General features: G+C 61.6%; 11 protein-coding genes. 5 read left to right on the top strand and 6 right to left on the bottom strand.

The genetic code is table 11. The features are described 5' to 3' along the window. The first annotated feature begins 11 nt into the window (after positions 1-11). Entirely contained in the window at positions 12-1,886 is a 1,875-nt protein-coding gene (locus tag HX786_RS08160) for a SurA N-terminal domain-containing protein (protein ID WP_003207860.1), read from the top strand. 89 nt (positions 1,887-1,975) lie between these two features. Here the strand turns inward: HX786_RS08160 and nhaA are convergent, their stop codons facing one another. Both nhaA and HX786_RS08170 read right to left on the bottom strand, forming a co-directional pair. After that, a complete protein-coding gene (gene nhaA, locus HX786_RS08165) occupies positions 1,976-3,310 on the bottom strand; it encodes a Na+/H+ antiporter NhaA (protein WP_008431950.1) in 1,335 nt (444 codons plus the stop codon). A gap of 115 nt (positions 3,311-3,425) precedes the next feature. After that, the gene (locus HX786_RS08170) at positions 3,426-4,604 is read right to left on the bottom strand and encodes an MFS transporter (protein WP_177036801.1); all 1,179 of its coding nucleotides are present in this window, start codon (positions 4,602-4,604) and stop codon (positions 3,426-3,428) included. 127 nt (positions 4,605-4,731) lie between these two features. Between HX786_RS08170 and HX786_RS08175 the strand changes: the two genes are divergently transcribed. Beyond that, entirely contained in the window at positions 4,732-5,631 is a 900-nt protein-coding gene (locus HX786_RS08175) for a LysR family transcriptional regulator (protein ID WP_178911923.1), read from the top strand. Positions 5,632-5,720: 89 nt separating this feature from the next. Further along, positions 5,721-6,569, top strand: coding sequence for a DUF2242 domain-containing protein (locus tag HX786_RS08180; protein WP_178911924.1), 849 nt, complete (start codon positions 5,721-5,723; stop codon positions 6,567-6,569). Here HX786_RS08180 and aceE read toward each other — a convergent pair whose 3' ends face one another. Next, the gene (gene aceE, locus HX786_RS08185) at positions 6,570-9,239 is read right to left on the bottom strand and encodes a pyruvate dehydrogenase (acetyl-transferring), homodimeric type (RefSeq protein ID WP_003207866.1); all 2,670 of its coding nucleotides are present in this window, start codon (positions 9,237-9,239) and stop codon (positions 6,570-6,572) included. Positions 9,240-9,384: 145 nt separating this feature from the next. On the opposite strand from aceE, the gene HX786_RS08190 reads away from it, so the two are divergent. Continuing rightward, positions 9,385-9,855, top strand: a complete 471-nt coding sequence (locus HX786_RS08190) for a MarR family winged helix-turn-helix transcriptional regulator (RefSeq protein WP_177069800.1) — start codon at positions 9,385-9,387, stop codon at positions 9,853-9,855. Between the two features lie 144 nt (positions 9,856-9,999). Here the strand turns inward: HX786_RS08190 and HX786_RS08195 are convergent, their stop codons facing one another. From HX786_RS08195 to HX786_RS08205, 3 genes are all read right to left on the bottom strand, one after another. Further along, positions 10,000-11,019, bottom strand: coding sequence for a pyruvate dehydrogenase (locus tag HX786_RS08195; protein WP_178911925.1), 1,020 nt, complete (start codon positions 11,017-11,019; stop codon positions 10,000-10,002). A 300-nt stretch (positions 11,020-11,319) separates the two neighbouring features. Continuing rightward, entirely contained in the window at positions 11,320-12,354 is a 1,035-nt protein-coding gene (locus HX786_RS08200) for an AraC family transcriptional regulator (protein WP_008431962.1), read from the bottom strand. Between the two features lie 4 nt (positions 12,355-12,358). Continuing rightward, a complete protein-coding gene (locus tag HX786_RS08205) occupies positions 12,359-13,489 on the bottom strand; it encodes a carbon-nitrogen hydrolase family protein (protein WP_003207875.1) in 1,131 nt (376 codons plus the stop codon). Positions 13,490-13,966: 477 nt separating this feature from the next. Between HX786_RS08205 and hutU the strand changes: the two genes are divergently transcribed. Next, positions 13,967-14,697: urocanate hydratase (gene hutU, locus HX786_RS31855; RefSeq protein ID WP_372846507.1), on the top strand; the 731-nt coding region annotated here is incomplete at its 3' end.

The raw sequence follows: 14,697 nt of genomic DNA on the forward strand, positions 1-14,697 counted from the left end.
CTGGGGGACGCATGCTGCAGAATATCAGGGACAATTCACAAGGCTGGATTGCCAAGACCATTATCGGGATCATCGTCGCATTGATGGCGTTCACCGGTATCGAGGCTATTTTTCAGGCTTCGACCAACAACAAGCAGGACGTGGCCAAGGTCAACGGTGAAGAAATCACCCAAAGCGAACTGGGCCAGGCCGTCGACATGCAACGTCGCCAGCTGATGCAACAGCTGGGCAAGGACTTCGATGCTTCCTTGCTGGACGAAAAGCTGCTGCGCGACGCCGCCCTCAAGGGCCTGATCGATCGCAAGCTGCTGCTGCAAGGCGCGGCCGATTCGAAATTCGCTTTCTCCGAAGCTGCGCTGGATCAAGTGATCCTGCAGACGCCGGAATTCCAGGTGGATGGCCAGTTCAACGCTGAGCGTTTCGACCAGGTGATCCGTCAGCTGGGCTACAGCCGTATGCAATTCCGTCAGATGCTGAGCCAGGAAATGCTGATCGGCCAGGTTCGTGCAGGCATTGCCGGCAGCGGTTTTGTGACTGATGCCGAAGTGCTCGCGTTCGCCCGTCTGGAAAAACAGACCCGCGATTTCGCCACCGTCAGCGTCAAGGCCGACCCTGCAGCAGTGAAGATCACTGACGACGAGGTCAAGGCTTACTACGACCAGCACGCCAAGGAGTTCATGACCCCGGACCAGGTGGTCATCGACTATCTGGAGCTGAAGAAGGCTTCCTTCTTCGACCAGGTCGCGGTCAAGGACGATGAGCTGCAAGCCCTCTATCAGAAAGAAACCGCCAACCTCGCTGAACAGCGTCGCGCGGCGCACATCCTGATTGAAGTCAACGACAAGACCACTGACGAGCAGGCCAAGGCCAAGATCGAAGAAATCCAGGCGCGCCTGGCCAAGGGCGAGAAATTCGAAGCCCTGGCCAAGGAGTTCTCCCAGGATCCGGGTTCTGCGAACAACGGCGGTGACCTCGGTTTCGCTGGCCCTGGCGTCTACGACCCTGCCTTCGAAACAGCGCTGTATGCACTGAACAAGGACCAGGTCTCGGCACCGGTGCGTTCGAGCTTCGGCTGGCACCTGATCAAGCTGTTGGGCGTTGAAGCACCTGAAGTGCCATCGTTCGCCAGCCTGAAAGACAAGCTGACCCGCGAGCTCAAGACCCAACAGGTTGAACAGCGTTTCGTCGACGCGACCAAGCAACTGGAAGACGCTGCATTCGAAGCTTCCGACCTGGCCCAGCCGGCGTCGGATCTGAAGCTGACCGTGCACACCTCCGCGCCGTTTGGACGTGAAGGTGGCGAAGGCATCGCTGCCAACCGTGCCGTGGTGACCGCTGCATTCAGCCCTGAAGTACTGGATGAGGGTGCCAACAGCACCGCCATCGAGCTGGACCCGGAAACCATCGTGGTACTGCGTGCCAAAGAGCACCTGAAGCCTACCCAGCTGCCGCTGGAAAGCGTTGCCACTGCCATCCGTGCCCAGTTGACCAAGGAGCGCGCGAGCGCTGCGGCGAAGACTCACGCGGACGAGCTGATTGCCAACCTGCGTGATGGCAAGACCCCGCTGAACCAGCCGGTGGATGGCCAGGCCTGGAAAGTCACCGAAGCGGCCACCCGTGGCCAGGAAGGCGTCGAGCCAGCCGTGCTGCAAGCCCTGTTCCGCATGCCAAAGCCTGCGGCCAAGGACAAGCCGACCTTCACCAGCGTGACACTGCCAGACGGTAGCCTGGTGATCGTGCGCTTGAACGCGGTCAATGAAGCCGCTGCACCGACCGATGACGAGAAGGCTCAGTACCGCCGCTTCCTCGCGTCCCGTGTCGGCCAGCAAGACTTCGCCGCCTATCGCAAGCAGTTGGAAACCAAGGCTGAGATCAAGAAGTTCTGATCTCGTAACAGCCTGAATAAAAAGACCCCGGCCTGAAGAGGCCGGGGTCTTTTTTTATCCACTAATCAGCTGACTCAACCAGTCTTGATTCAACGCGCAAACTTGAGCTTGCCCCAACTCAGGCCAATCACAGCCGCCAGGGTCGAAGCGCTCAGCACACTCAGCTTGGCAGCCGACAGCAGCGTCGGATCGGAGAAGGCCAGTGACGAGATGAAGATCGACATGGTGAAACCAATTCCCGCCAGCAGGCCCACCAGGGCGACGCCGTTCCAGGTCACGCCCTCCGGCAGTTGGCAGATGTTCAGTTTGACCAGCACCACGCTCGCCAGCATCACACCGAGCGGCTTGCCGAGCACCAGGGCCAGGATGACCCCCATGAACACACCGTGGGGCAGCGGGTCGTTCAGGTTGAACCCTTGCAGGCTCACCCCCGCGTTGGCCAGGGCAAACAGTGGCATGACGCCGAAGGCCACCCATGGGTGTAACCCGGCTTGAATCCGCTGCACCGGCGGCAACATTTCCCGTTGGGCCTGTCTCAATTGCTTCAATGGTTTGGCGACCTGATGGGCACTTTCTGACGGATGCGAAAGCCGGTCCATCAGCTCGTTAAATGTGCGCCCGATGGTGTCCAGAGGGCGTTCCCGAGTCGGTCTGGAAGTCACGGGCGTTATCAGGCCAAGCATTACGCCCGCGAGCGTCGGATGGACGCCGGTCTTGAGCAGGCCAAACCAGACAATCGCCCCTGGCAACAGGTACACCACCGCCTTGCCAATTCCCATCCGCTGAAAAACCAGCACCAGCGCCAGCCCGCAGGCCGCGATCACCAGGCCCATGTAGTCCAGGCTGGCGGTATAGAAAATCGCGATGATCAGGATGGCGACGATGTCATCAATGATCGCCAAAGCCAGCAACAGGATGCGCACGCCGGCGGGGATGGATTTACCCAACAGCGCCAGCACACCCACGGCAAATGCAATGTCGGTGGCAGTGGGCACTGCCCAGCCACTGGCCGCTACGGTGCCATGGTTGAGCAGGGTGTAAATCAGTGCCGGCATCAGCACGCCACCCAGCGCAGCGCCGAGGGGCAGGGTGGCCAGTTTCAGGTTGGCGAGTGCGCCGTCCCTGATCTCCTGGCGAATCTCGGCGCCCACCACCAGGAAGAAGATGGTCATCAGCCCATCGTTCACCAGGAAGTGCAACGAGCGCGAGACCGTGAAGTCTCCCAGCCCGATAGTGAGTGGGGTGTTCCAGAAGTGTTCGTAGGAATCTGCGACGGGGCTGTTGGCCCAGACCAGCGCGACGATCGCTGCCAGCAGCAACACGATACCGCTGACTGCTTCGATCCTTGAAAACCGCTCCAATGCGGACAGGGCGCCTTCGACCAGAACCTGGGGGCGCGGAATAGCAGGGTGTTTATCAGGCACGACAAGTCTCCATTGGCGGCCCGACCAATGCTTATCCTTTAACCTGCGCTGTGCCGTATGCAGCAGCGCACCCGGTGCGATCATAAGAGTTAAGAAACATCACGTCACGTTTCGTTTAAACATCGGTTAAACGCAGCGTCGCGATCAGCGCCAGTACGACCAACGCGGCGACCGCCCATGGAAACGATGTCACTCCCCACCCTTGCAACAACATGCCGCCGAGTAGTCCGCCACCGGCGATGCCCAGGTTCCACACCGTCACCAGCATCGACTGCGCGGCATCGGCTGAATCCCCGGCCGACTTGGCGAGCGCCGTTTGCAGCAATGCCGGCAAACCGCCAAACGCCAGCCCCCATAACGCCACCGTGGTGTAGATCACCGTCGCCGAGGTGATCCAGAACGCCAGCGCCAGGGCCGACAGCGCGAACATTGCGCAGCTGATTACCAATAAGGCGCGCAGCCGCTGATCAATCAGCGCGCCGACGATCCAGATACCCAGCAGCGCCGCCAGGCCAAACACCAGCAGCACCTGGTCGATGTCCGCTGCAATCCCGGCAGGTACCAGGAACGGCGCGATATAGGTGTAGAGAATGTTATGAGCCAGTACGTAGGTGAAAGTCACCAACAGCACCGGACGAATCCCTGGCAGTGCCAGCACCTGGCGCAGCCCCAGGCGTTTTTCCGCCTGTTGCCCGGCAAAGTCCGGGACCTGCCAGCGCACCCAGGCCAGCAGCACAACCGTCAGGCCGGACATGATCGCGAAGCTCAGGCGCCAGCCCACCGTGGTGCCCAGGAATGTCCCGGCCGGTACACCCAGTGACAGCGCCAATGGCGCGCCGAGCATGGCCACGGCAATGGCCCTGCCTTGCAGGTGCGGCGCAACCATGCGGCTGGCATAACCGGCCAGCAGCGCCCAGAGCAATCCCGCGAACACCCCGGCGAAGAACCTGGCCACCAGGGTCAGCAGGTAATCGCTGGAAAACGCCGTCACACTGTTAACCAAGGCAAACCCGCCGATGGCAATCATCAGCAATGGCCGCCGGCGCCAGCCCCGGGTGGCGATGGTCAGGGGAATCGCGGCCAACAGCGAGCCCAGGGCGTACAGGGTCACCAACTGGCCCACCAACGCTTCGGACACCCCGAGGCCGGCGCCCATTTGCGGGAGCAAGCCTGCCGGCATGGCTTCGGTGAGGATGGTGATGAAGCCGGCGGTAGCTAATGCCAACAGGCCGCCCAGAGGCAGTCGTTCACGGCTCACCGTGGGGGTCGTGGAAGATAGGGCGCTGTCGCTCATGTTTTTTGGCTCCGGTTTTCAGACGAAAGGGCAGGGAGCCAGAGTAGGGTGCTGCACGGTGGAGAAAAACAGGCTAAGGTTCCGAACTTATCGGACGCCAATGTCCGCAATCCTCGGGAGCGAGACGATGGACAGCCTGGGCAGTATTTCAGTGTTTGTGCAGGTGGCCGAAACCCGCAGCTTTACCGAGGCCGGGCGCATGCTGGGGGTGTCGTCCTCGGCGATTGGCAAAAGCATCGCGCGCATCGAAGAGCGCCTGGGGGTGCGGCTGTTCCATCGCAGCACCCGCAGTATCACGTTGACCAGCGAGGGCGCGCTATTTCTCGAACGCTCCCGGCGCATCCTGGCGGAAGTCGAAGCCGCAGAACAGGAACTGAGCCAGGCGTCCGCCACCCCCAGAGGCAAGTTGCGCGTCAGCCTGCCGCAAGTGCGCGGCTTGTTGATGCCGGTACTGACGGATTTCATGCGCGCCTATCCCGAGATCGAGCTGGACGTGGACTTCTCCGACCGCATGGTGGATGTGATCGAGGAAGGTTTCGACGCGGTGATCCGCACCGGCAAACCCGAGGACTCACGCTTGATGGCGCGCCACCTCGGGTATTACCGTCTGGTGCTGGTGGCGTCCCCGGAGTACCTGCGCCTGCACGGTACGCCGCGCCAGCCCCGGGATTTGAGCGACCACGCCTGCCTGCGCCACAAATTCTGCGCCACCGGCAAACTGGAAACCTGGCCACTGCGCCCGGAGCCGGGCCTGTCGGAGCCGACCCTGCGTGCGCCGCTGGTCTCCACCACCATCGAATCACTGATGCACGTGGCCCATGAAGGCCTGGGGATTGCCTGCCTGCCAGACTTCATGGTCCGCGAATCGGTGGCGCAGGGCCGGCTGCAACGGGTGCTGGACTATTACCTGGAGCACAGCGGCAGCTTCTGGATGCTCTGGCCATCAAGTCGCCATGCCTCGGCGAAATTGCGCGTGTTTATCGACCATATGGGCGAGCGGCTTTTTCCTGCGGACACCGTCCCGTAAGGCTGTGACGTTTTACCGACAGGAATTCGCGCGCCGAGGCCACGTTCTGTTGCACAATACCGCCCTGACTGTTTTCCTCAGGATTTTCGATGTCGACATCATTTCACTTGCGTAGCCTCGGGTTGGCGCTGGTGCTGGCGGGCGCTGCGGGCTGCTCGTCACCCAAGACCGCTATTTATGAACATGAGAACTTCGACGACTCCGGCACGTTTTCCCGTGATTACCCGGTCAGTGACACGGCGGCCTGCGAAGCGGCGCGGCGTGCGCTGTTGAGCCAGGGTTACATCATCACCAGCAGCGATCCAAAGCTGGTGGCGGGTAACAAGAGCTTCCAGCAGACCGGCGAAACTCACCTGCAGATCAGCTTCAACGTGGTGTGTGCCGACGATGGCAGCGGCAATCATCACTCGACGATGTTCGCCAACGCCTTGCAGGATCGCTACGCCTTGAAGAAGGTCAACAACTCCGCCAGCCTCGGTGTGGGTGTGTTGGGTTCGGTGTCGATGCCGATTGGCTCCACCGACGACTCCATGGTCAAGGTGGCCAGCGAGACGGTGTCTGCGCCGAAGTTTTATGAGCGTTATTTCGCCCTGGTGGACGTTTTCCTGCCCCAGGAAGTGAAAAAGGCAGCGCATATTCCAGAGAAACCCAAGGCTGACCTGGGCATCCCGGAACCTAAGGCAGCTCCGGCGGCCGATAAGGCCGATAAGGCCGATAAGGTTGAAGCGCCGAAAGAAGTGCCAAAAGACGCGCCGGCCACACCGGCAGCCCCAGTGACACCGGCTGTGGTGCCAGCGGCATCGGAGCCGGTAGTACCACCGGCGGAACCTGCGCCGATTGCACCAAAGGAAGCCCCGGCACCTGCGCCAGAGGCCACCACTCCTGCGCTGCCGGCGCCGACCGAAGCGATTCCGCCTCTGCCGACGCCTGCACAGTAACTACACCGCTACGGGGTTGGCCTTGTCGACGTTGATCCCGTAGCGGCTGATCGCCTCCGCCACCCTGGCGCGGCTGATCAGGCCGTCATCCGCCAGCGCCTTCAAGGCCGCCAGGGCAATGAAATACCGGTCCACCTCGAAGAACTCGCGCAAGGTTTCGCGGGTATCCGATTGCCCGAAGCCATCGGTGCCCAGCGCCACAAAGCGCCGGCCCGGTACAAACGGGCGAATCTGATCGGCAAAGATTTTCATGTAGTCGGTGGCGACCACCACGGGCCCAGGCTGGCCCTCAAGGCACTGCTCGACATAGCTGGTACGCGGTTCGCTTTCAGGATGCAGCAGGTTCCAGCGCTCCACGGCATGACCTTCCCGGCGCAGCTCGGTCAGGCTGGTGACACTCCACACATCGCTGGCCACGGCAAAATCATCGCGCAGCAGGTCCGCGGCGGCGATGACTTCCCGCAGGATCGAACCGCTGCCCATCAGCTGTACCCGTGGTTGCGTGGTGTCTTCAGCCGCCTTCAACCGATACATGCCCTTGAGAATCCCGTCCTCGACGCCTTCGGGCATCGCCGGGTGCGGGTAGTTTTCGTTGAGCAGGGTGATGTAGTAGTAGATGTCCTCTTGCTCGACGTACATCCGGCGCATGCCTTCGCGAATGATCACCGCCAGCTCGAAGGCAAACGTCGGATCGTAGGAAATGCAGCACGGGATCACCGACGACAGCACATGGCTGTGGCCATCGTCATGCTGCAGGCCTTCGCCCATCAGCGTGGTGCGCCCGGCCGTCGCCCCCAGCAGGAAGCCCCGCGCTCGTGCATCACCTGCGGCCCAGGCCAGGTCGCCGACCCGCTGGAAGCCGAACATCGAATAGAAAATGTAGAACGGCACGGTCATCAAGCCGTGGTTGGCGTAGGACGTACTCGCGGCAATCCACGAGGAAATGGCGCCGGATTCATTCAGGCCTTCCTGCATGATCTGTCCGTCCTTGCTCTCCTTGTAGTAGGACAGCTGGCCGGCATCCTGTGGGGTGTAGAGCTGGCCGACAGCGGAGTGAATGCCGATCTGGCGGAACAGGCTTTCCATGCCAAAGGTGCGGGACTCGTCCGGCACGATGGGCACGATCAGTTTGCCCAGGTTCGGGTCCTTGAGCAGGGTGCCGAGGATGCGCACAAAGGCCATGGTGGTGGAGATCGCGCGTTCGCCGGTGTCCTTGAGCTGGGTGGCGAAGGCATCCAGTTCCGGGATCTTCAGCGACTCGACCGCGCTATGGCGAGCCGGCACGTAGCCACCCAGTGACTGGCGGCGGGCGGCGAAATAGCGGGCCTCTTCGCTGTCGGCGGCCGGTTTGAGATACGGGATTTCAGCCAGTTGGTCGTCGGCCACTTCCAGCCCGAAGCGATCGCGGAAGGCTTTGACGGCTTCAGCGCCCATCTTTTTCAGCTGGTGGTTGATGTTCTGGCCTTCGCCGGCCTCGCCCATGCCGAAGCCCTTGACGGTTTTCGCCAGGATCACCGTCGGCTGGCCGCTGTGACGCACGGCGGCGGCATAGGCGTTGTAGACCTTGTCCGGGTCATGGCCGCCCCGTGAGAGTTTCCAGATGTCGTCGTCGGACATGTCTGCCACCAGCGCCAGCAACTCCGGGTATTTGCCGAAGAAGTGTTCCCGCACGTAGGCGCCGTTTTGTGATTTGTAGTTTTGATAGTCGCCGTCCACGCACTCCATCATGCGCTGGCGCAGCAAGCCGCTTTTATCCTTTTCCAGCAGCGCATCCCAGCCGCCGCCCCAGATTACCTTGATCACGTTCCAGCCGGCGGCGCGGTACAGGCTTTCGAATTCCTGGATCACCTTGGCATTGCCGCGAACCGGGCCATCGAGGCGTTGCAGGTTGCAGTTGACCACGAAGATCAGGTTGTCGAGTTTCTCGCGCCCGGCCAGGGAAATGGCCGCCAGGGATTCCGGCTGATCCATCTCGCCATCACCGAGGAACGCCCACACCTTGCGGCCCTGGTGCTGCTTGAGGTCGCGGAACTCCAGGTAGCGCATGAAGCGCGCCTGATACGCGGCGGTAATCGGTCCGAGGCCCATGGAAACCGTAGGAAACTGCCAGAAGTCCGGCATCAGGCGAGGGTGCGGATAGGATGACAAACCGTCGCCACCGGCTTCCCGGCGGAAGTTGTCCAGCTGCGCTTCGCTGATCCGGCCTTCGAGGTACGCCCGCCCGTAAATGCCCGGCGCGGAGTGGCCCTGGATGTACACCAGGTCGCCATCGAAGCTTTCAGTTCGGCCACGGAAGAAATGGTCGAAGCCTACGTCATACAGCACCGCAGCCGACGCATAGGTTGCGATATGCCCGCCCACGCCGGAATGTTTGCCCGCGCGCAGCACCATGGCCATGGCGTTCCAGCGAATAAACGCATTCAGCCGGCGCTCGGTGGCCAGGTTGCCGGGGTAGGGCAACTGGCGGTCTACCGGGATGGTGTTGACGTACGGGGTGGTCACCCGCCCGTAGAAGTCGCCATGCCGCGCCACGTCGAAATCCAGCAACTGATCAATCAGGTAATGCGCGCGCGGGCGGCCTTCGGTGGACAGCACCGATTCGATGGACTCCAGCCATTCGCGGGTTTCCTGTGGATCGTCGTCGAGGCGTACTGCAGTGTTCGGGGTCATGTCAGGCTCCAGGGTGGACGGGTTTCAGCGTGTGGGCTCCTTGTGGGAGCTTTGCGAATGTAGTTGCAATTGCAACTACATGGCTGAATCTAGCGCGGGATGAGCTACTATTGCAACCTTCTTGAAATTCCCCGGATGGTGTTGCATGTCGTCGAAAGAGCCTGATGTCTGGTTCCGTTTTGTTCGGGCCCACAGGACGGTCATCCGTGAAATCGAACGGCGCCTGGCCGATGCCGGTCTGCCGCCGTATGCCTGGTACGACGCTTTGTGGGGCCTGGAAAGTGGCCCCGATGGCACCCGGCGCATGCACGAATTGGCCGATGTGCTGGCCATCGAACGCTACAACCTGACGCGCCTGGTCGACCGCCTGGAAAAGGACGGCCTGGTGGTGCGTTCGCGCTCCGACGGTGACGGGCGTGCTGCCTTTGTCTCGATCACCGACGCGGGCCGGGTATTGCGTAAAAAGATGTGGAAAATCTACGAAAGCAGCGTGGATGAATTGTTTTTGTCGCAGCTCGACAGCGAGCAACGCCGGGTTTTTGCCGAGGCATTGGAACGTACCGCGGGGCTGGCGATGGAGGCGGGCGTGCAGACCCGCGGGCGGCGTAAGCCCTGAAGCAAATATTCCAGGCGACGCGGATTCCGTGTGGGAGCGGGCTTGCTCGCGAAAGCGGTGTGTCAGCAACAGTAATATCAACAGGCACACCGTCTTCGCGAGCAAGCCCGCTCCCACATTTGATCTGCGATGGATTGCAGATCGTCATTTCAGGTGATATCGATTCAGGGCGGTCTCCACCTGTTCTGCTTCGATCCAGCCGTCATCCGCCAACGCCTTCAATGCCAGCACCGCTACCCAATATCGACTGGGTGCAGACGTTTCCACGGAGCCCGCACCCAACGCCACAAACCGCGCATCCACATGCCCCGCCAATTGATCGACGATCGGCTGCGGATACCCAGTGACCGCGACCACCGGCGCGCCATCCCCAGCCAGGCAATCCCTTAGATGACAACTGCGCTTCGGTTCCAACGGGTGCAGGCGGTTCCAGCGTTGCGCCGCATTCGCTTCGCGGGCCAGCCGTGTATAGCTGGGGCAACTCCACAGTTGCGCCTCGACGTTCCAATCCGTCTCGAGCAACTGCGCGGCGTGCACGACTTCTTCAAACGCTCGACCCGCACCCAGCAACCGCACCCTCAATTCACTCGTGTATGAGCGCCAGACCCGGTACATGCCCCTGAGCGCATGCTCACTATCCTGCGGGCTCAGCCCTGGCCCTTCGTGTTGATCGTGCAGTGCCAGGTAGTAGAACCCCGGCTCGCCGTCGACATACAGCGCCTGCAAACCCGCCAGCACAATCGCCCGGGCTTCCTCGCCGGAGGCCGGGTCATAAGGTGTGCAGTGAGGATTGCTGGCCAGCCATAAGGGCAGTGAAGGGGAGGGCTGGGTTGCATTGTCGTTGCACAGGATGCCCCGCTGACGGGTCTCGCCGGACAGCGCGCGCAACTGCGCCGATGACGCGGCCGTGTGCAGGTACAGCATGGGTTTTTCCCCGGTATTGCGCGCGAACCAGGTGGGCCAGCTCACCACTCGGCGTGAGCGCGACTGGCCGCGAATCACCCACGCCTGCCGGCTGGACTCCAGGGTGTTGGCCATGGTCATCACGCTATACAGGGGCGAGCAGCGGGGCTGCTGCGTTGCATTCAGGGCGTCGATGCAGATCAGGGCAGAGCGTTCGGTGCTGGCAGTCATGAGCAGGGTCGCTTGGCAACGGGTGCCCATACCCTAAAGGAATTCGGCTTACGATTGCAATTGCAATGATTGCAGTTGCATCTAAAATTCATCCGGCTAAATCAAGGCAATCCTGCTACGTTTAATCCTGAAGTGCAGGAACGTCATGCCACGGACATTTTTTCGTCATGACGGCACTTTAGGCTGGTTGTGCAGGTCACTAAGCAACCCCTTTTCATAAAACAAGGAGTCAACCATGGACGATTACCAAGAAGAATTGCTCGAGTACCACGCCTTTGAACTGGATCCGCTGGATCCGGCCGATGATGCCACCGAGCTGTAAGACAGACGTCAGGCGGAATGCCGCTGACTGCGGCGAAATTCCCCTGGGGTCTGGCTGTTCCAGCGCTTGAACGCCCGTTGAAAGGCTTCCGCTGAAGCAAAACCGAGCAAATAGGCAATTTCACCGAACGCCAGTTCGGTATCGCGAATGTAGGTCATGGCCAGGTCGCGGCGAGTGTCGTTGAGAATCGCCCGGAACTGAGTCCCTTCTTCCGCCAGCTTGCGCCGCAGGGTCCAGGTCGGCAGTTTCAAGCGTGACGCCACTTCTTCCAGGTCGGGTTCCCGGCCACCATTGAGCATCGGCCCGAGCAAGCGGGTAATGCGCTCGCGCAGGCTGCGGGTGCGCGTCAACTGCTCCAATTCCCGTTCACACAATTGCACCAGTAATTGCCAGGTACTCGGGCAATGTTCCGGGTTGCGCAGGGCCAGGGTTTTCTGGCTCAGGCGCAGTTGGTTGTGCTCGGCGCCAAACTGGATCGGGCAGTCCCCCAGCACGCTGTAGCGCTCGCTGTAGTCCGGTGCTTCGAATTCGATTTCGATGCGTTGCGCCTGCACCGGTTGCAGGCTCAGGCTCGACAACTGATGCAGCCACCCGGCGATGATCGAATCCACCACAAAGCGGTTGTAGGCGTTGTAGGGGCTGATGGAATAGAAGCGCAACCAGGCGCCATCCGTGTCCTCGTGAAAGCTCGACTGGCCGCGATAGTTGGAGCCGTACAAGGCTTCGAAGCGCGTCAGGGTACGGGCGGCTTCGCGCACGGTGGGCGCCTGGGCGGCGGTGACCCCGGCGAGCCCGGCCTGGCTCAGGCGGCTGAGCTGGCCCATGCGCAGGCCCAGGCTGGCGTCGCCGGTCAACTGGATGGCCGCAAAGCCCAGGCGCATATAGCGCGGGATCGACAAGCGTGCACCCGCCTCGGCCAGGCGTGCCGGGTCAAGGCCGTATTGCAGCAGCAACGGTTGCGGGTCCAGGCCATGGCTGTGGATCGCATCGGCCAAGGTGTGGACGAAGCCCACCGACAAATCCCCAAGCCGCACCGGCTTCATTGAGTTAGAGCCACACGTTCAGCAGGCGCGCGCCACGGGCATTGCCGTCGGCGAACACCTGGCCGTTGCTGCTGAGGAAGCTTTGCCCGGCGCTGCCCATGTCAAAGAACTGCCCGCGCAGGAACACGCTCATGCCGGCGGTGGCCTGGCTGATGGGTTGCTGGCTGATCAGGGTCAGGCGGTGCCAGGCTTCGCCTTCGCTGAGCTCTTCGGGCTTGAGGCTGATCTCGGCTGGCGTCGACACGCTTTTGAAGCCGCGCCACGGCTTGTCCCAGGTCTCGCGGCCAATCACGAAGGCCGGCACCGCCACCAACTGGGCGCCTTGCTCGTTGAGCTTGCGGTAGTTGTCCGGGTACCAGCTGTCGCTGCCGATCAGGATGCCCAGGCGCCCGGCCGGGGTGTCGACCACGCTGACGCTGTTTTCATCGCCCGGCTCAATAAAGCCGCGCTCGTCAAAAATCGGATACAGCTGGCGTTGCGGCTGGCCCAGCGGCAAGCCATCGCGGTCGAAGACCACACTGGTGTTGTACAGCGCGCCATGACCGATCTGCAGCTGGCCCTGGCTGACGCTCGGGTTGGGCAGAGCAATGGAGCCGGCCACCAGGGTCACGCCGAATTCCTTGGCCAGGCCACCGAACAGCACTTGATAGTCGCGGGCCATGGCCGGGGCCTTCATGCGCAGGTAGGCGTCGTCGATGCGGTCGTCACCCTTGGCGCTGATCAAGGCCCGCAGGAACAGCAGCGGGTTGCTCGCCGACAACCAGTTCATCGCTTCCTTGAGGTTGGTGGCCTGGTACAGCTCGTTCTTTTCGCCGCTGACCATCAGCCAGGTGCCGATATGTTCCGGCAGTACCACGATGGTCTTGTCGTTGATCAGGCCCTGGTCACGGGCGTTTTGCAGATAGGCCGCCAGCTTGAGGTGCAGGCGTTCCAGGCTCTGGTAGTCGGCGGGGAACAGTTCCGGCTGGATGCCCAGCAGGTTGCCGCGGTCGGCGGGCACGCCTTGGTCGACGGCCAGGTTGATCCGCAGGTCGGACAGGTAATGGCCCACGGGGCGCTCCTGGGTCCAGACCAGATAGGCGGAAACGGCGGCGACCAGGGCCATGATGAGGGTGAAGCCAAGAAGTTTACGCATGGGGCAAATGACAACGGACCGTGTGCTGGGTTTGCATTTTCTCTCAAATTTCTGGGCTGGGTACGAAAAACCGTGGTTTGGCACGAAAATCTCAAAAGCCTTGAGCGCGTGTTTTCACCGCGGGCCGGATCTTTCCAGGGTCGACAGTAACGGGTTGTGACCACAGGTGCACGCGCGCTGGTCAATGCCGTGGGATGTTACTCGTGCGCGCACCAGCTTCTGGCAGATTGTTACTTTGTGCCTCAATACCGTGCGCAAGTTCCTCGCCAAGGTTGATTCGCGCGATGGGTTCGCGGAGGGCTGGCCGCGCAACTCAAGAGTTTCAGCGCCTTACAGGCCTCTCTGTTCAACGACGCGTCGAGTTGGCAACAACCTTGCATATGCTTGTATGTACAAGTAAAGATGTGTGCGTAAGAGTCCATGAACTTCCTCTTCGCACCCATCAATGTTCGCGCATTGATCGTTGAGGATTTTTTTGTGACCAAGCCTACCCAATACCGTGACGTTGAAATCCGTGCCGCACGCGGCAACACGCTGACCGCCAAAAGCTGGCTGACTGAAGCGCCGCTGCGCATGTTGATGAACAACCTCGACCCGCAGGTTGCCGAAAATCCGAAAGAACTGGTGGTGTACGGCGGTATCGGCCGTGCGGCACGTAACTGGGAATGCTACGACAAGATCGTCGAGAGCCTGACCAACCTCAACGACGACGAAACCCTGCTGGTGCAATCCGGCAAACCCGTCGGCGTGTTCAAGACCCACAGCAACGCCCCGCGCGTGCTGATCGCCAACTCCAACCTGGTGCCGCACTGGGCGAGCTGGGAGCATTTCAACGAACTGGATGCCAAGGGCCTGGCCATGTACGGCCAGATGACCGCCGGCAGCTGGATCTACATCGGCAGCCAGGGCATCGTGCAGGGCACCTACGAAACCTTCGTCGAAGCCGGTCGCCAGCACTACAACGATGACCTCAAGGGCCGTTGGGTCCTGACTGCCGGCCTCGGCGGCATGGGCGGCGCACAGCCACTGGCCGCGACCCTGGCCGGTGCCTGCTCGCTGAACATCGAATGCCAGCAGGTCAGCATCGACTTCCGCCTGAGCAGCCGCTACGTCGACGAACAAGCCACCGACCTCGACGACGCCCTGGCGCGCATCGACAAATACACCAAGGCCGGCCAGGCGATCTCCATCGCGTTGCTGGGCAACGC

The sequence above is a fragment of the Pseudomonas sp. 21615526 genome, assembly GCF_013386245.1.
GTDB lineage: Bacteria > Pseudomonadota > Gammaproteobacteria > Pseudomonadales > Pseudomonadaceae > Aquipseudomonas.